Raw genomic sequence first — 16,927 nt, forward strand, 5'->3', positions numbered from 1 at the left:
CCATTTCGCAGCAGCCGCCTGATCGGCGCAGAGCGACAGCCTACCTCTGACTGCCGCCAATCTTTGCAACAGAGCCCATCGTCTCGCGGTCGTTCTCTGAGAAAGTGACGACGGTATCGGGTATCCGGCAAGCACTGTCGGTCTACGCGCAGCAGGCGGCGACGCGCCTGGTGCGGCATTCACAGGTTGCACGCTCGCTCACGGCGTTTGCCGGCACGAGCCATTGGCACGAGCAGAAGCATTATCCGAGTGCGCGCGTGCGGCTCCCGTTCCCGACTGCCGATCCCGTCGAGCTCACGCGCGCAGCTCACCAGCTCCTCCCCCAGATTCAGGACGGTACACGCTACGCCCGGGCCGGCCTGATGCTCACCGATCTACTGCCGGCTGACACGCACCTATCGCTCGAGCTTTTCCGGGCGTCGCATGAGGACGCGAGTATCGCAACGCTCATTGACGCGGTGCAGAAGAAGACGGGCGGCCGCGAAGTGATCGGGCTTGGTTACGGCGGGCTTAAGCCGGGTCCATCTTGGACGATGAAACGGGACATGCTCACCCCGCGAGCGACGACACACTGGGGTGAGCTTGCGACCGTCCGGGCTTAGTCGGTTGTGCGACTGGAATCGTTCAGGTCGTCTGCAATCCGCTTGAACTGCCGTTCTGCTCGCGCTCGTTGGGCTCGCTCCGCGGCGGCCGCGGCGTTCCGTTCGATGATTTCGTCGAACACCTCGACGAGACGCTGCCTCTCGGTGAGGTCTTTGGGTTTGAACAGTCGAGAAATGAGGGGCGTTGCTCCGTACCAGAGGGCGAAACCTACGCCCACGCCAATCAGAGCTGCTATTCGAGTATCGACGATGCGCGATAGCGCCCATGTCAATGTGAGCACTAGTACTGCGCTCCACCCAACCACGTGCATCGCATACATCGTCTTTTCCTGCGGCTCCATCGGCCACGGGAATCCGCCTAACCCAACCTTGCCTGTCACGGGCAGCCGCCCTTCCTGATCGAAGAACTCTGCGGCATTTCGCCCGTAAAATTCGTCGATTAGCTGCACCAGCTCTTCGTGCTCGACCGGCTGAGGGTCACGCCGGTATCGTGCAACGCGCTGCGTGATACGAGTCTTTGCATCGTTCGTAGATTGCATCCGCTCAGGCCTCCTCGGTTTCCTTGACCTCGTCAAACCAACGCACGCCGCTGTTGATCGAGTGCGCCGAGCCGATCGCCCCGTATGCTTCCCCGAGCGCGATTGCAGCACTGTGCAGGAACGGCACGACGTTTTCGGGGGCATACTTTTCCCCGTCGAGGCCGTTGTAGTGTGTGCCGTCGACGACGCCCTGGTACCACTGTGCGAGCTGCTGGGAGACCTGCCGCAAGTGATCCACGGTGAGCCACAGCTCGGCGAGTAGGTTGTATGACTCGCTCGGGTTGGGAATTGTGCGCGTCGAGTGCGCGAGCGTGCGTGTCAGCGATTCGACTTCGCGTGCGATTTCGAGCTGTCGCGTTTCTTCGTTGATAGCCATTGGTCTGTCAATCCTTCGTTGTGGGGTCGACGCCGAGTTCATCCGCGTCTGCAGTCGGGCGTCCGAGCGCAGCACTAGTGACGTCTTCGATGTTTGTCGCGCCGGTCGCATCCATAAGTGCGCGTCGGGCCTCGGCAGCGGCAGCGGCACCCTGCAAGCTGACGCCGCCTGGCTTCACGGTCAGTTCCCCGCGCTCCGCACGCTCGGCCAGATCCTCATATCTCGTGCCCTTAGCCTCGGTGTACGGGGCGTAAAGGATCGCGAACTGCTGAGGGTCGTCGACGAGCAACGCAGTGATGCGCTGCACGGTCTCCCTGTCGATCGGGAAGCCATCGTTGAGCACGTACCAGCACGCGCCGATCGCTTGTTCTCGTTGCTGCTGCGTGAGTGGTTCGAACAGCTCGGGCCAGCGTGCCTCGAAGTCGGTATCGGTGTTCATCACGTCATCCTTACTTTGTTGAGTGGTGGTTTCGGGGGCGTCGTAGGCTTCTGACCACCCCAGGGGTGCCGGGTATGGCTGTCATGTGGGTGCCGTTCCGACGGCTGGAAAGGATTGGCCGTCCGGTGTCCCGCAACGACTCGACCGCTGATTGAGAGATGCGATCTGATCGCTGTGTAAGGACGAGACGGCGTGGTCGTTCGCTGGGGTGGAAGCACCGGAGAGAACGGAGACGCGGATGCCGCGATTTTGGGCCGGAGTGGATGCCGGCAAAACCCATCATCATTGCGTGGTGATCGACGAGGACGGCGCCCGGCTGCTGTCTCGGAAGGTCGCCAACACCGAGGACGAGATCCTCGCGCTGTTGGCGGACGTGACCGGACTGGCCGACGCCGGCGAGCTGGTCTGGGCGACGGATCTGAATCAGGGCGGGGCCGCGCTGCTGATCGCGGTGCTCGCCGCGAACGGGCAGCCCCTGCTCTACATCCCCGGCCGCACGGTCCATCACGCCGCGGCCGCCTACCGCGGCGACGGGAAGACCGACGCGAAAGACGCCGCGATCATCGCCGACCAAGCCCGGATGCGTCGGGATCTGACCCCGGTCCGCGCGACGGACGACATCGCGGTCGAGCTGCGGATGCTCGCCGCGCACCGCGCCGATCTCGTCGCTGACCGCACCCGCGCGATCAACCGTCTCCGCGCCACGCTGCTGGAATACTTCCCCGCCCTGGAAGCCGCGTTCGACTACGCCCGCCGCAAGGGTGCGCTGGCCCTGCTCGCCGAGTACCAGACACCCCAACAGCTTCGCCACGCCGGAGTGGCCCGCGTCACCGCGAAGCTCCGCAAGACAGGCACCCGGCAACCCGAGCAGATCGCTCAGATCGCCGTCGACGCCGCCCACACCCAGCACACCATCGTCGCCGGGCAAGACGCCGCCGCGATGATCGTGAAGCGACTTGCCGGTGAGGCGCTGCGGCTGCGGGAGGAGGTCGAAGAGGTCGAGTCTCAGCTCGAGACCCGATTTCGCCGCCACCGGCACGCCGAATCTCTCCTGAGCCTGCCCGGATTCGGGCCCCTGCTCGCGGCCGAGTTCATCGCATTCACCGGTGGCACCCTCACCGACTTCGAATCCGCGGACCGCCTTGCCAGCATCGCCGGCGTCGCTCCCGTGCCCCGAGACTCCGGACGCATCAAAGGGAACCTGCACCGACCCAAGCGATACAGCCGCCGCTTGCTCCGAACCTGCTACCTCTCCGCCGAGGTTGCCGCCCGCTCCCACCCCGAATCCCGCGCCTACTACGACCGGAAACGCCACGAGGGCAAGACCCACAAACAAGCCGTCCTCGCCCTCGCGAGGCGACGCATCAACGTGATCTGGGCACTCCTGCGCGACGGCACAACCTTCCATCAGGAATCACCACCCACCACGCCCATCGCCGCTTGACAAGCCAATTGAGATTCCTTTCGCGGACCTCGGACAGTGGGCCGTTATTCGAGGGGGCGGCCTCGGGAGATGGAGCCGGGGTGCACGGGCTCGAACGGTGCTCCCCCGTTGAACTCGCGCTCTAGCTGTTCCACGTGTTGCATGATGATCTGATTCTGCATGTCGGTAAGGGTCTGCCACCCGTACGTGTCGCGGCCGGCGTAGTACGCGGCGCGGATGCGGCCCTGCTGGTCTTCATCCGCGTAGTAGTTCATCTTGCGGCTTCCCTTTGAGCCCTGCGCCTTCGGCCGCGTGCGGGGCGCTGCGGGCGCAGCGGGTGCCTGGACTGCAGGAGCCTCGGCCGCTGGCTCTGGGGTCGGCGGTGCGGTTACAGGCGTGAGCCCTGCCAGGCTCGATGTGCGCCTCTTGCGTTCAGTGCTCATCGTTCGTTCCTTCCGGTCAGCTCGGCCAGGTAGCCGGCGTAGATCTTCGCGAGTTCGCGTGCGTCGGCGTCGCCTTCGTCGAGTCCGCGTGATTCTTCGGTGGCGTCGGCGATAGCCTGGCGTTTGGGAATCGGGGGCGCGAGCAGCGGCAGGTTTCGGGCTTCCGCTGCGGCCGTGATTTCCTCGGCCCAGTGGCCGCCGCCGATGGTGCGTGCCTCGTGCTGGTTGAGCACGATTCCTGCGACGCGCAAGCGGGGGTTGTAGCTCTGGGTGACCGCGGTGACGGTATCGAGCAGCTTTGCGAGGCCGTTTGCTGACCAGAGCTTGGTCTGCGTGACCACGAGAGCGCCGTCAGCGGCCGTGAGAGCGTTGATGACGAGCTGATCGAGGTTCGGGCCACAGTCGATCAAGATCAGGTCGTAGCGGCTACGCACGGGCTCTAGCACCTTACGCATGCGGGCCTCGCGGCCGGCGCCGGCGACCACGAGCTGGTCGCGGACGACGCCGAGCGTTTCGCCGGTGGTGGGCACAACGTCCACGCCTTCCCAGATTGCCGGCACGATGACCTCTTCGAGGGTTTCGCTGGCGTATTCGCTGAGCACGTCAGCGAGGCCAGGTTCTTCCTCCCCCACTCCCTCGGTGAGTACCTGTGTGATGTTGCCCTGCGGGTCAGCGTCGACGACGAGCACGCGCAGGCCGGCGATCACAGCGGCGCGGGTGAGGTGGTACAGCGTGGTCGATTTGCCTACGCCGCCTTTCTGGTTGCAGGCGGTCAGGATGACGGCCTCACGGGTTGCGCTCATGGGTTCCAACTCTCTATCTCTAATGCCTCTATTGTACCTAATAGGTCTAATGCCTCTATTAGCCCTATTTTTGGGAGGGCCGCTGATTGCGACCCTCCCTGCGGGGCGGCGGTCAGTCGCCCTGGCGGATCTTCGAAACGGTGACGCGCTGGTTTCGGAGGCTGACGCCTACCTCATCTGCGCGTACCTCGTGCTGCACGCGCTCCTCCCCGCTCTCGGGGCGGTATGCGGTGACGCGGTAATCGCCGGAGAAGGTGACGCGGATGTTGCCGGAGATCTCGGCGGCTTCGACGAGCTGTTCTGCCTGCTGCCCGCTGACGTTCACGGAGTAGAAGATCGTGGGGCCGTCGTACCACTCGCCGGTGTCCTTATCCCTGAGTCGATCAGAGACGGCGACTCGGGCGTAGGTGTAGGGCACGTCCTTGTCGTTGCGGCGAAGGGTCGGGGTCTCGACGAGGTTTCCGGTGCGGGTGATGTAGCTCATGATTGTTCCTCTCGTGATGGGTTGATGTTCGGGTTAGTTCTATTATACCTAATGCCTCTATTAGGGACAATAGAGGCATTAGTGTTTCAGGATTCGTTCGGGAGCATGATGGTGATGACGGGTTCTGCGGTGTCGCCGGGGCCGATGTGCAGGGCAAGCTCGATCGGCTCGGGCTGGTTCCACTCGTGGCCGCGATTCTCGTTAGGTACGCGCAGCACACGGAAGGTGACGCGGTTTCTACCGGCCGTTCTCGATGCGGCATGGCCGGCGAGGTAGAGAACATCCCAGAGTCGGCCGTCTTCGTCTTGCGGTTCGGGCCTGTCGTCATCCCAGGCGACTGCCTCGGCCCATGCGCTGCGGGTCAGGGCGACGGGTACGCGGAATCGTGCATCTTGGGCCATAGTCGTGACGTCGACGAGTTCGCCGTCATCGATCGCCTGAGCGCGCGTGTAGCTGTGGATCGTGGGACCGAAAGTTGAAGTGGTCATAATGTCTCCATTGTCTCTATTGGGGATAATGCCTCTATTAGGGGCTGGGTTTACTCGGCGAGGCGGGCGGCGAGCTGGTCGATAAGGTCGATTCGGAATCCGCCCCAGTGCTCCTGGTCGTCGACGACAACAACGGGGGCGCTGAGGTAGCCGAGCTGCTTCACGTATTCCAGGGCGGTGTCGTTCTCGCTGAGGTCGATGACGTCGTACGGGATGCCCTTTGCGTCGAGTGCGCGATACGTCGCGGTGCACTGCACGCATCCGGGCTTGGTGTAGACCGTCAGGCTCTCGGTGTTCATGGTGCTCATTCTCTCTTCACCCCTCATATCAGTGCTGGTTCGCGCCCGCCGGGGTCATGATCACGTTGTCCCAGGTGACATTCCCGGAGTCGACCATCGCCTTGAGCTTGGCCAGGTCGACCGGTGAGTCGCTGACCACCTGAGTGCCGGTGTCTTCGGTGAAGGGCTCACCGAACGCTTCGAGTTGGTATTCCTGCGTTTCGTTGCCGTAGCCGACGAAGGTGATCTTGCTGCCGGAGTCGTCTGAGCTGCCCGAGCTGCAGCCGGTCGCCGCGAGGACGAGCACCGCGACCCCGGTGAGGGCGAGCAACGTCTTCGGGGCTCGCTTCTTCCATGTGTTCATGCGTGTTCCTTATTCAGTGGTGGAGCCTCCCTGTCCGGGAGGACATCGGGTCGTGCCGGCTGTCTTCCCCGCAGGGCAGCCACCTGGCTTATCTGCCGTGTACGGTGTCGAGGGCGTCGCGGATGCCGCGCACGATGGTGCGGATCTCCTCGGCCGTGACGATGAAGGGCGGGGAGATCTGGAGGATGTTGTTCGGGAGGTTCCGCAGGTGCACGCCGCGACCTTCGAGGACGGCGACAACGTCGAGCCCGGAGACGCCGTCGGCGAGGTCGACGCCGCCCATGAGTCCGATGTGCCGTACGTCTTTCACGCCGGGGTGGTGGCGGAGCTGTTCGAGTTCCTCGACGAGGACCGGTTCGAGCTCGCGGACGCGGCCGAGGAGGTTCTCGCGCTCGATGATCTCGAGGTTCTTGAGTGCGACAGCCGCGACGGTCGCGTGGCCGGAGTAGGTGAGGCCCTGGTGGAAGATGGGCGCGTCGTTTCCTGCGTAGAACTGGCTGGATACGCTGGGGGCGACGATGACGCCGCCCAGGGGCAGGTAGCCGGAGGTGATGCCTTTCGCGAAAGTGATCATGTCGGGTTCGAGATTGAAGCGCTCGGACGCCGTCCAGGTGCCTAGACGACCGAAGGCGGTGACGACTTCGTCGGCAATGACGAGGAAACCGAACTCTTTCGCGAGTTCCTTGATCCGCTCGAAGTAGCCGGCCGGGGGCGGAACGAGACCGCCGACGCCCATGACGGGTTCGGCGATGAACGCGGCGATCTTCTCTCCGCCGTGTTCGCGGATGGTGCGCTCGGCGGCGTCGATGTCCCACTGATCGACGAGCAGTGTCTCCGGGATGAGGGTGCCGGGGCCGAAGCCGTCGCTGTTGAAGGAGAGGCCTGCGACGCTGGTACCGTAGGCGTGGAGACCGTGATAGCCGTCCTGACGGGATACGACGGTGAGCTTCTCCGGCTGTCCCTGGAGCTGCTGGTGACGGCGTGCGAGTTTGAGTGCCAAGTCGACGGAATCGGATCCGCCGCTGGTGAAGATGACCTTGGCGTCGTCGAACGGGGCGAGCGTCGCGATCTTGTTCGCAAGTTCGAGTGCCGGCTCGTTCACGTACCGGCCGAAGATGTGCCAGGTCTCGAGGGTGCGTATCTGCTCGGCGGCGGCCTGTGCGATCTCGTCCCGGCCGTGGCCGATGTTGGCGTACCAGAGGCCGCCGGCGGCGTCGAGGAGACGGTCCCCGTCCGCAGTGGTGATGTAGGCGCCGTCGCCTTTGACGATGACGGTCTGCGGGTTCGAGAGCACGGTCGGCATGTGCGCCTGGGCGCTCCACAGGGCGTTGGTCTGGGGCATCTGCATCCTCCTGGGATCGTGTGTGTGGTTCGGGCCAGCCGTTGGGGTGCGGCGCGTGACCCAAGCGTTCAGCTGTAGTCGAAGAAGCCTGTGCCGCTCTTGCGCCCGAGCTCTCCGGCAGCGACCTTGTCGCGCAGGATCTGCGGGGGTGCGAAGCGCTCGCCAAGCGTGGAGGCGAGGTACTCCGCGATGCCGAGCCGCACGTCCAGACCGACGAGGTCGGTGGTTTTGAGCGGGCCGGTGGCGTGCCGGTACCCGAGCACCATCGCCGCATCGATGTCCTCGGCCGAAGCGACGCCCTCTTCGAGCATCCGCATCGCTTCGAGTGCGAGGGCGACGCCGAGCCGGGAGCTCGCGAAGCCGGGTGCGTCATGCACGACGACGGGGGTCTTCCGCAGCCCCTCGGTCCACTCTCGCGCTGCGGCGACGAGGCCGACGCCGGTCTGCTCGCCGACGACGACCTCGATCAGGGTGGAGGCGGGAACCGGGTTGAAGAAGTGCAGCCCGAGGAAGCGGGACGGGTGGGAGAGTTCTGCGGCGAGCTTCGTGACCGACAGCGACGACGTGTTCGTCGCGATCGCGGTGGTCTCGGTGACGCGCCCCTCGATCGCGCGGAGGGTGTTCACTTTGAGCTCGAAGTCCTCTGGGACCGCCTCGATCACGAGGTTTGCTTCTCTCAGGAGCTCGTAGTCCTCGGACACGGCGAGGCGCCCTAGGAGCACGTCGAGGGCGGGGGCCGCGGGATCCTTCGCGACCGCTTTCTGCGCGATGTCATCGAGCCGCGCCCGGGCGGCGTCCACCGACGCGGCATCGCGTTCGAGCACGGTGACCTGCGATCCGCCGATGGCGAGGCTGAGCGCGATGCCCGCCCCCATCCGTCCGCCTCCGACGACGGCGATGTGATTCGGCAATGCCATGGGTTCAGCGTCCTTTCCGCGCGTTGCGCTTCAGCAGAAAATCATCCATGCGCCGGGTCTTCTCCGGGGATTCGAAGAGCAACGCTTGCGCAAGGTTGTCGATGACCGGGTGCGCCGCCCGCGGCGCGTGGATCACCTGCTTGGTCACCTGGATCGCCAACGGGTCGAAACCGCCGATACGGTCCGCGAGCGCGTTCGCCCGGTCCAGGAGCTCGTCCGGCTCGCAGACTTCGCCGACCAGCCGAATCGATAGCGCCTCGTCTGCGGTGAGGACGCGGCCGGCGAGCAGGATCTCTTTCGCGACGGGCTCGCCCACGAGCTCGACGAGCCGCCAGCATGCCCCCGCGGCGGCTATGATGCCGAGGTTGGGTTCGGGGTTGCCGATCTTCACCCGCGTCGTCGCGATCCGGAAGTCGGCGGCGTAGGCGAGCTCGGCGCCGCCGCCGAGGGCATAGCCGTCGATCGCGGCGATCACCGGCATCGGCAGGGCAGCAATCCGCGCGAAGATGCTCGAGTTGATCCCGCGCAGGGCGTCATGACGGCGCCGGTCGCGCAGCTGGGAGATGTCCGCGCCGGAGGCGAAAATGCCGCCCTTGTCGGTGCGGGTTCCCGTCAGGATGAGGATGCGCGGTTCGCGCTCGAGCTGGTCGCAGACCTCGTGGAGATCATCCACCATGGCCTGGTCGATCGAGTTCAGTGTCTGAGGCCGGTTCAATCGCACGATCGTGCGATCGCCGTTGTGCTCGGCCGTGAGCGTTTCCACCAAGCCCCACCTCTTTCGGATCGCGTCCAGGCACACTCAGTCCTGGTGCATGTCATGTTCCAGCTTGGTGCGAAATCCAATAACACACAAATACCTAATAGATCCTATTTCATGACACTATCGTCATAAAATCTCACATGGACTCCACTGGGCGCGGTAGAGCATTATTAATGCCAGCGCATGAGCGGGGGCGGATTTGGTATTGGACGCGACATGAATAGTGAGCAACAGTGATAGTCGAGGATCCGTGCGCACTGGTGCGCGCGGAGTTCCGCGATCACACACCGAACAATGAAGGAGCGTCGTCGCACATGGGTGTCTACACGACAGTGAATCCTGCAACCGGCGAGCAGCTGGCCGAGTTCCCCGAGATCACCAACAAGGAGGCACGGGAGGCTCTCGATCGCGCCGCGGAAGCCTATCCGCAGTGGCGGGATCGCGGGCTGCAAGAGCGGGTCGCCCTGGTCAAGCGCATCGCCGCGCTCCACCGCGAACAGCGGGAAGAACTGGCTGCGCTCATCACGCTCGAGATGGGCAAGCCCATCGTCCAGGCGCGTGGCGAGGTCGATCTCGTCGCGAACATCTACGACTATTATGCGGACCGCGCCGAGCAGTTCCTCGCGGACGAGGTGCTCGACATCTCCGGCCCCGGCACCGCCATCGTGAAGACCGAACCGGTCGGCGTCCTGGTCGGTATCATGCCGTGGAACTACCCCTATTACCAGGTGGCACGGTTCGCGGCCCCGAACCTGATCCTGGGCAACACGATCCTGCTCAAGCACGCGCGCAATTGCCCGCAGTCCGCCCTCGCTATCGAGCGGGTGTTCCGCGAGGCGGGGCTGCCCGATGGCGTCTACGCGAACGTGTTCGCCAACAACGGTCAGATCGCCGAGATGATCGCCGATCCGCGCGTGCAGGGCGTCTCTCTCACCGGTTCCGAGCGGGCGGGCTCAGCGGTCGGCGAGGTCGCCGGGCGGCATATGAAGAAGTACGTGCTGGAGCTCGGTGGATCCGACCCGTTCATCGTGCTCGACGACGCCGACCTCGACGCGGCAGCCGCCGCAGCCGCGGTCGGTCGCTTCGCCAACGGCGGGCAGGCCTGCACCGCGTCCAAGCGCTTCATCGTCCTGGACGCGGTGTACGACGCGTTCCTCGAGAAGTTCATCGAGCAGAGCCGCGCGTACGCCACAGGCGATCCGTCGTCGGACGAGACGAAGCTCGGCCCGCTCTCCTCCACCGCCGCCCGCCACGATCTCGTCGAGCTGGTCGACGACGCCATCGACCGCGGCGCGAAAGTCCACCTGGGCGGGGAGGCCCCCGACGCACCGGGCGCCTACTATCCGGCGACCGTGCTGTCAGGCGTGACCAAAGACATGCGCGCCTACGCAGAGGAACTATTCGGCCCGGCCGCGGTCGTGCACCGCGCCGCGTCCGAAGAGGAAGCGGTCCAGATCGCCAACGACTCCCCGTTCGGTCTAGGCGGCACGGTCTTCTCGGGCGACCTGGAACGGGCGCAACGGGTCGCCGACCGGATCGAGACGGGCATGGTCTGGATCAACAGCACGAGCAAGACAGCCCCGGATCTCCCGTTCGGCGGGGTCAAGGCCTCGGGCGTCGGCCGCGAGCTCGCGCATTACGGCATCAACGAGTTTGCCAACAAGAAGCTCGTCCGCGTCCCTGAGGCCACGAAATAGTACGCCGCGTGGCGGAGTGCACCACCGGAGCGATTCGAGGGATACACTCCGCCACTTCGCATGCCCCATCCCCATGCCCAGGCTGCACTCACAAGAAGTAACCTCGGGCAGGGCTCGGATCTCTTAGCCGATGGGGCCGGGCGTGCCGTACGCGCAGCATGAGCGGCATTCCGAGTCGCTTCATTTGACGTGCGTTCCGAGACCGTGTTCAGGGCCCCGCGGGTACATGACGTGCCGAGGACGACCTTTGGGCACCCGAAAGGCGAGACCGCGCACGCAGCGTTCGAAGAGGCGCCGGAGTTGACGGGTCACCTGGTCCTCGAAGCCTCCGTGGTTGACATCGGCGAACCAGCAAGTGGGCTGGCGAGCGGGCGAGAAGCTAGTCGACGGGTCGAACAGCATGAATCCTCGCGCGCATGTTCGTTCATACCGATGCGATAAAGAACATCCGTATTTCGGTGGTACCGGTGATCGCTGTGTCGAGCGATGCGACCCGAGAATCGGATTAACGTCTTGGCCGATCGGCCCCAATGGTTGCTCGCTACGATTGCCGCAGTCAGGAGCGCCGGGTAGACCGAAACCGCCTCTAGCCTAGGGCGGGCTGATCCCAGATCGGCAGCAACGTGCCAATGTCGCGGCGCTGCGCCTCCCAGAGGAGTTCGGTCGCCCAAGCGACGTCTTCGGCCGGGATCCCGCCGATGGAGAAGAAGGACGGCCGTGCCGGATCGTAGCCAGGTGCCCTGCCGTCGACGATGTCCCCGAACTCGGCGATGTCGGCAACGTTCAGGCGCCCGTCCAGGAGCATGTCCTGGCATTTGACACCGAGAGCCCCGAGTTGCTCGTGATACGGAGGGCTGAAGTTCGCGACGTAGGCTTCGTAGAGCGGAGTGTGGTCGACGACGTTACGAGCGCCAGTGCACAGGAACCCGGCATCGACTTGGATGTTCGAGGTCGCCGCGACATACGCACCCGGGCGCAGCCACTCCGGGTCGATGACCGGGTAGTTTGCGACGCCGGACAGACCGGTCGCGGCGACCGTGACGATGTCGGCCTCGGTGACCGCCGACCGGATCGAATCGACGATCTCCACCTCTTGGATCTGGGGGAACTCGGAGCGGACGAGTTCCTGGAAGCGCTGCGCGTTCCGGCTCGTGAGCGAACGCGCCGCGATCCGGACGCGGGCGATGGCGGGCCGTGTCACTAGGATCGCCCGGAACGCAACCTGGTTGATGAGCCCGGGGCCGATCACCGCGACCGAGTCAGCGTCCGTTCGGGCGAGGTGCAGAGTGCCGGCTCCGACGACCGCGCCCGTACGATAGGCGCTGATCAGGTTTCCCGGCATCACGGCGATCGGAGCGCCAGTCTCGGTGTCATTCAAGACCACCAGGTGCATAGACCGCGGCAGACCCTTCTCGCTGTTCTCGATATTCGAGCCATACCATTTGAGGCCAGTCGCACGATACTTCCCACCGATGTATGCAGGCATCGCCATGAAGCGGCGGTCCGAGGTATGGCGCGGCATACCGGGGAATGCCGGCTCGAGGGGGAAGTCGACCTTGATCCCATGCGAACTATGATTCGGACCACCCATGCGGTAGTCGCCGGTCGCGAGCAGCGAGAAGACCTCGCACATCGTGTCGATACAACGTGCCATGTCCGTGGCGCCGACGTCGATGATCTCGGGCTCGCTGAGGTAACGCAATCGGAGAGAAGTGTCGTGCATCGTTGCCCTTTCCTGCCCGCGGTCTCACCGCCGGGTGCCGTATTGGATATTGCGATGCTAACCTTCGATAACGTTTCCAGAACGCAAAAGAACCGCTTTTATTCAGACTAATAGCGCATGAATCTAGTGAGAACTGGTATCGAGGGACTCTTCGATTCGTTCCCCGGAGCTGGAACACTGAGGTCACCAGCTAATTTCACAACGGCTGCACGGTGCCGTGCCGCACGAGGAGAATCGATGTCCAGCACTGAGCAGGCGTCCGTCGCCGTCATCGGGATGGGCACCGTGGGTGCCATGGCCGCCTGGCAGCTGTCGAAGCTGGTGCCCGGACGCATCATCGGCATCGAGCAGTACGGCGTCGCGCACGCGTACGGCGCGTACGCCGGGGAGTCCCGCCTGTTCCGCACCGCAGCCTACGAGGGCGAGCACTATACTCCGTTGCTCGTCCGGGCGCAGCAGCTGTGGCGAGAACTCGAGCGAGAATCGGGGCAGAGCATCTACTTGCAGGTCGGAGCGCTCACGATCGCCCCCGGCGCTTCTCCGAAGATCGCTGGAACCCTCGAGGCCGCCGAGCGCTTCGTCCTCCCCCACGAGCATCTGGTGGGACGCGAGCTGCGACGTAGGTTCCCGCAGCACGACTTTGACGATGGCGACGAGGCGATCCTCGATCTCGGCGGCGGCGGCCTGCGCCCCGAGCGCGCCATTCTCACCGCAGCATCACTCGCCGAGCGCGGAGGTGCCGAGATCTGGGACGACACTCGGGTGCTCGGCATCGACGAGCAGCACGGGAGGCACCTAGTGAGCACCACCCGCGGCGACATTCTCGCCGAGAAGGTTGTCATCGCCGCCGGCCCCTGGAGCCAGCAGATCCTCCCTGAGTTGAAGACGTTCACGAAGGTGAAGAGTGTGCCGCTCACGTGGTTCATGCCGAAACGCGTAGACCAGTTCCTTCCCGAGCGGTTCCCCGTCTTCGTGCGGGACCGCGGAACCACCCACCTGTTCGGCGCCCCGAGCCTCGAAGGCTACGCCGTGAAGATCAGCCGTGCCGCGTTCCCGGACTGGCCGCTCGTCGACGACGTCGCGCAGCTGCAGCGTGAGCACACCCGGACTGAGCTCGCGCAGACCTCCGAGCTGGCGACCTGGTACTTTCCGGGCCTGCACCCGGAGCCGGTGCGCCACAGCATCCACCCGGACAGCTACACGGCCGATCTCACCCCGATTATCGACGCCTCGCCCGACGGCAGCCGCGTCGTCGTGTCCGGGCTGTCGGGACGGGGCTTCAAGTTCGCGCCCGCCCTCGGCCGTATCGCCGCTGACCTGATCCACGCAGGCGCCAGCGAACTCTACGACCCCGGCCGGTTCAGCCTCGCCGCTCACTACCGCGCGCTCGACCACTGACCACACGGGCGGACCGGGGCTCCTGCCGCTGCGCATCGCGCACGCGCCGGGAGCACAGTTCGCCATATTCATGAGAACCCCTTGAGAAGGAGAAGCACCATGCAGGAAATCACTCGCGACGTCGTCATCATCGGCGCCGGTCCCGCGGGACTCACCGCGGCGCGGCGCCTGAGCCAAACCGGGAAGACAGTCGCCGTGCTCGAAGCGCGCGACCGCGTCGGCGGCCGCACATGGTCGGACACGATCGACGGCTCCTTCCTCGAGATCGGCGGCCAGTGGATCGCGCCCGAACAAACCGCGATCCAGGATCTCGCGGCGGAACTCGGACTCGAACTCTTCCAGCGCCACCGCGACGGCGATTCGGTGTTCATCGACAAGGAGGGCAACCGCCACCGTTTCACCGGCGACTTCCCCGTCAAGCCGGAGACCCTCGAGGAAATGCGCAAGCTCCGCGCAGAACTCACCCGACTCTCCCTCGAAGTCGACCCAGCCGCCCCGTGGGAGCACCCCCGCGCCGCCGAGTACGACGAGATCACCTTCGACGCCTGGCTGCGCGCCCAGAGCGACGACGCCGAGGCGCGCCTCATCATCGGCAACTTCATCTCGGGGGCGATGCTCACCAAGCCAAAGCACTCGTTCTCCCTGCTGCAGGCTATCTTCTTCGGCGCCTCGGCCGGGTCGTTCGAGAACCTCGTGGACGAAGACATCCTCCTCGACAAGCGCGTCGTCGGCGGCATGCAGAGCGTCTCCATCCGCATTGCCGAAGAACTCGGCTCCGAAAATGTCTTCCTCGACAACCCGGTGCGCGAATTGCACTGGGAGGACACCGCCGAAGGCGCCCCCGCCACGGTCACCGCGATCACCGACCACCTCCGCGTGAGCGCCCGCCACGCGATCCTCGCGGTACCGCCGAACTTGTACTCCCGCATCCAGTACGTTCCGGCCCTCCCCCGCATCCAGCAAATCGCGCACCAGCACCACTCGATGGGCCTCGTCATCAAGGTCCACGCTTCCTATGACCGCCCATTCTGGCGCGAGCAGGGCCTCTCCGGCACCGGGTTCGGCTACTACAACGTAGTCCAGGACATCTACGACAACACGAACCACCGCGACGAGCGCGGCACTCTCGTCGGATTCATCGTGGAGCACGACGCGGAGAAGGTCTGGGCGCTGCCCGAAGATGAGCGCCGCGAGACGATCCTGAACTCCCTCGCCGAGTATCTCGGCGACGAGGCGCGCAACCCGCTCGCGTTCTACCTCTCCGATTTCGGCGCCGAGGAGTGGACCCGGGGCGCGTACGGCACCAGTTACGATCTCGGCGGCCTGAGCCGCTGGGGTGCGACCCAGAACCAGCCCGTCGGCCCGATCTTCTTCGCCAGCTCCGACATCCAAGGTTTCGGCTACCAGCACGTCGACGGCGCCGTCCGCATCGGGCAGGACACCGCCGCCCGCATCCTTGAGGCGGACCGCGCAGCACAGTGACCACCACACAGCGCGAGCCCGCCGCGACCACCAAGAGCCTGACGCTCAAGGGCCTCCAGAAAGGGAAGATCGGCGCCTTCGCCGGGGCGATCATCGGAATCGCGAGCATCGCCCCGGCTTACACCATGACATCCGGGAACGGGCCGACGATCTCGGTCGCCGGCCTGCAGACCCCGTTCATCCTGCTCATCGGATGCATCCCGATGATGTTCGTGCTCATGGGCTACCGTGAGCTCAACTCCTCGATGCCGGACTCGGGCTCCACGTTCACCTGGTCGTCGCGTGCGTTCGGGCCGTGGATCGGCTGGCTCGGCGGGTGGGGGCTCGTCGCGTCGACCGCCCTGGTACTGTCGAACCTCGCCGCGGTCGCCGTGGATTTCTTGTTCATCGCGCTGTCGCAGATGTTCGAGAACCCCGACATCGCCGACCTCACGGGCAATCTCTGGGTCAACATCCCGGTCGTCGCGATCCTAACGGGGATCGCCGCGTACATCTCGTATCGAGGCGTCGAGGAGACCAAGCGCGTTCAATACGCGCTTGTGGGCTTGCAGGCCATAGCCCTCGCCTGGTTCGTGATCGCAGCGGTCGCCAAGATCGCGAACGGCGAAGCCTACGACTACACCCCGGTGAGTCTGGAATGGTTCAACCCCGCGCTCCTCGGATCCGACGGGTTTAGCTTCAGCGCACTCATGGCCGGCCTCTCGCTGTCGATCTTCATGTTCTGGGGCTGGGACGTCATCCTCACGATGAACGAGGAGACCAAAGATCCCCGCCGCACTCCCGGACGGGCCGCACTGCTCACCATCGCCATGATCGTGATCACCTACCTCACCGTCACAATCGTGCTGCTCAGCTACACCGGCATCGGCACGACAGGGCTCGGGGCCGGAAATCCGGACATCCAAGAAGCGCTGTTCGCCGCCCTCGCCCCCGAGGTAATGGGACCATTCGCACTGATCATGTCGCTCGCCGTCTTCGCGAGCTCCGCCTCGGCGCTCCAGGCGACGCTCGTGTCCCCCTCCCGGACCTTGCAAGCGATGTCACATTACGGGGCCGTGCCGAAAACCCTCGGCAAGCTCTCCAAGTACCAGACACCCGGCGCCGCGACGGTGTGGGCGGCGGTCGCCTCTGTCACCTTCTACGTGCTGATGCGCCTCGTTTCCGAGGACGCCCTCTGGGACACCATCACCGCGATGGGCATCATGGTCTGCTTCTACTACGGCATCACCGGCTTGGCAGCGTTCTGGTACTTCCGCGGCACCTGGTTCGCTAGCATCGGGAACTTCTTCCGACCTGACTCGCGCCAAGTTAGTGCGTGACGCTCGCGGCGACGGCGTCGAGGATGGCTTGCGCCGTGTCGCCGGGTGGG

General features: G+C 65.0%; 19 protein-coding genes. 6 read left to right on the forward strand and 13 right to left on the reverse strand.

The genetic code is table 11. From position 1 onward, the window contains the following. Positions 1-104 precede the first annotated feature (104 nt). Positions 105-602 carry a DinB/UmuC family translesion DNA polymerase gene (locus AC3WLB_RS23755; RefSeq protein WP_465786486.1) on the forward strand — a complete coding sequence of 166 codons (498 nt, stop codon included), beginning with the start codon at positions 105-107 and terminating at the stop codon, positions 600-602. Here the strand turns inward: AC3WLB_RS23755 and AC3WLB_RS23760 are convergent. Genes AC3WLB_RS23760 through AC3WLB_RS23770 form a run of 3 tightly spaced genes read right to left on the reverse strand, consistent with a single transcriptional unit; the run spans position 599 to position 1,956 of the window. Continuing rightward, positions 599-1,141 carry a hypothetical protein gene (locus AC3WLB_RS23760; RefSeq protein WP_492510384.1) on the reverse strand — a complete coding sequence of 181 codons (543 nt, stop codon included), beginning with the start codon at positions 1,139-1,141 and terminating at the stop codon, positions 599-601. The two genes, AC3WLB_RS23755 and AC3WLB_RS23760, sit on opposite strands and share 4 nt — an antisense overlap. A gap of 4 nt (positions 1,142-1,145) precedes the next feature. Beyond that, the gene (locus AC3WLB_RS23765; protein ID WP_492510386.1) at positions 1,146-1,517 is read right to left on the reverse strand and encodes a hypothetical protein; all 372 of its coding nucleotides are present in this window, start codon (positions 1,515-1,517) and stop codon (positions 1,146-1,148) included. A gap of 7 nt (positions 1,518-1,524) precedes the next feature. Next, a complete protein-coding gene (locus AC3WLB_RS23770; RefSeq protein ID WP_492510388.1) occupies positions 1,525-1,956 on the reverse strand; it encodes a hypothetical protein in 432 nt (143 codons plus the stop codon). A 238-nt stretch (positions 1,957-2,194) separates the two neighbouring features. Here AC3WLB_RS23770 and AC3WLB_RS23775 point away from each other — a divergent pair, with 238 nt between their 5' ends. Continuing rightward, positions 2,195-3,400, forward strand: a complete 1,206-nt coding sequence (locus tag AC3WLB_RS23775) for an IS110 family RNA-guided transposase (RefSeq protein WP_363499281.1) — start codon at positions 2,195-2,197, stop codon at positions 3,398-3,400. A 44-nt stretch (positions 3,401-3,444) separates the two neighbouring features. Here the strand turns inward: AC3WLB_RS23775 and AC3WLB_RS23780 are convergent, their stop codons facing one another. The 9 genes from AC3WLB_RS23780 to AC3WLB_RS23820 form a co-directional block, all read right to left on the reverse strand. Continuing rightward, the gene (locus tag AC3WLB_RS23780) at positions 3,445-3,654 is read right to left on the reverse strand and encodes a ParB family protein (protein WP_079941827.1); all 210 of its coding nucleotides are present in this window, start codon (positions 3,652-3,654) and stop codon (positions 3,445-3,447) included. Between the two features lie 164 nt (positions 3,655-3,818). Beyond that, positions 3,819-4,625, reverse strand: a complete 807-nt coding sequence (locus AC3WLB_RS23785; protein ID WP_492510390.1) for a ParA family protein — start codon at positions 4,623-4,625, stop codon at positions 3,819-3,821. 112 nt (positions 4,626-4,737) lie between these two features. Beyond that, the gene (locus AC3WLB_RS23790; RefSeq protein WP_492510392.1) at positions 4,738-5,109 is read right to left on the reverse strand and encodes a single-stranded DNA-binding protein; all 372 of its coding nucleotides are present in this window, start codon (positions 5,107-5,109) and stop codon (positions 4,738-4,740) included. 86 nt (positions 5,110-5,195) lie between these two features. After that, complete coding sequence (locus AC3WLB_RS23795; protein WP_492510394.1) at positions 5,196-5,597, reverse strand: DUF6573 family protein; 402 nt, start codon at positions 5,595-5,597, stop codon at positions 5,196-5,198. 50 nt (positions 5,598-5,647) lie between these two features. Next, positions 5,648-5,896, reverse strand: a complete 249-nt coding sequence (nrdH, locus tag AC3WLB_RS23800) for a glutaredoxin-like protein NrdH (RefSeq protein WP_492510396.1) — start codon at positions 5,894-5,896, stop codon at positions 5,648-5,650. Positions 5,897-5,924: 28 nt separating this feature from the next. Beyond that, the gene (locus tag AC3WLB_RS23805) at positions 5,925-6,239 is read right to left on the reverse strand and encodes a hypothetical protein (RefSeq protein WP_492510398.1); all 315 of its coding nucleotides are present in this window, start codon (positions 6,237-6,239) and stop codon (positions 5,925-5,927) included. An 88-nt stretch (positions 6,240-6,327) separates the two neighbouring features. Next, a complete protein-coding gene (locus tag AC3WLB_RS23810) occupies positions 6,328-7,581 on the reverse strand; it encodes an aminotransferase family protein (RefSeq protein ID WP_253035956.1) in 1,254 nt (417 codons plus the stop codon). A 68-nt stretch (positions 7,582-7,649) separates the two neighbouring features. Next, on the reverse strand, positions 7,650-8,498 hold the full coding sequence (locus tag AC3WLB_RS23815) for a 3-hydroxyacyl-CoA dehydrogenase family protein (protein WP_079941037.1): 849 nt from the start codon (positions 8,496-8,498) through the stop codon (positions 7,650-7,652). A 4-nt stretch (positions 8,499-8,502) separates the two neighbouring features. Then, complete coding sequence (locus tag AC3WLB_RS23820; protein WP_228145543.1) at positions 8,503-9,261, reverse strand: enoyl-CoA hydratase/isomerase family protein; 759 nt, start codon at positions 9,259-9,261, stop codon at positions 8,503-8,505. 311 nt (positions 9,262-9,572) lie between these two features. Between AC3WLB_RS23820 and AC3WLB_RS23825 the strand changes: the two genes are divergently transcribed. Beyond that, entirely contained in the window at positions 9,573-10,955 is a 1,383-nt protein-coding gene (locus tag AC3WLB_RS23825; RefSeq protein ID WP_079941038.1) for an NAD-dependent succinate-semialdehyde dehydrogenase, read from the forward strand. Positions 10,956-11,541: 586 nt separating this feature from the next. Here AC3WLB_RS23825 and AC3WLB_RS23830 read toward each other — a convergent pair. Further along, entirely contained in the window at positions 11,542-12,678 is a 1,137-nt protein-coding gene (locus AC3WLB_RS23830; RefSeq protein WP_492510401.1) for a tyramine oxidase subunit B, read from the reverse strand. Positions 12,679-12,915: 237 nt separating this feature from the next. On the opposite strand from AC3WLB_RS23830, the gene solA reads away from it, so the two are divergent. The 3 genes from solA to AC3WLB_RS23845 all read left to right on the forward strand — a co-directional run bounded on the left by solA (position 12,916) and on the right by AC3WLB_RS23845 (position 16,877). Continuing rightward, positions 12,916-14,076 (forward strand): N-methyl-L-tryptophan oxidase, encoded by a 1,161-nt coding sequence (solA, locus tag AC3WLB_RS23835; RefSeq protein ID WP_079941043.1) that lies wholly within the window; start codon positions 12,916-12,918, stop codon positions 14,074-14,076. Between the two features lie 99 nt (positions 14,077-14,175). Next, positions 14,176-15,558 (forward strand): flavin monoamine oxidase family protein, encoded by a 1,383-nt coding sequence (locus AC3WLB_RS23840; RefSeq protein WP_375237648.1) that lies wholly within the window; start codon positions 14,176-14,178, stop codon positions 15,556-15,558. Then, positions 15,555-16,877, forward strand: coding sequence for an APC family permease (locus AC3WLB_RS23845; RefSeq protein WP_492510404.1), 1,323 nt, complete (start codon positions 15,555-15,557; stop codon positions 16,875-16,877). The genes AC3WLB_RS23840 and AC3WLB_RS23845 overlap by 4 nt, the downstream gene beginning before the upstream one ends. The last annotated feature ends 50 nt before the right edge of the window (positions 16,878-16,927 follow it).

This window comes from Herbiconiux sp. FW305-C-125, assembly GCF_058783455.1.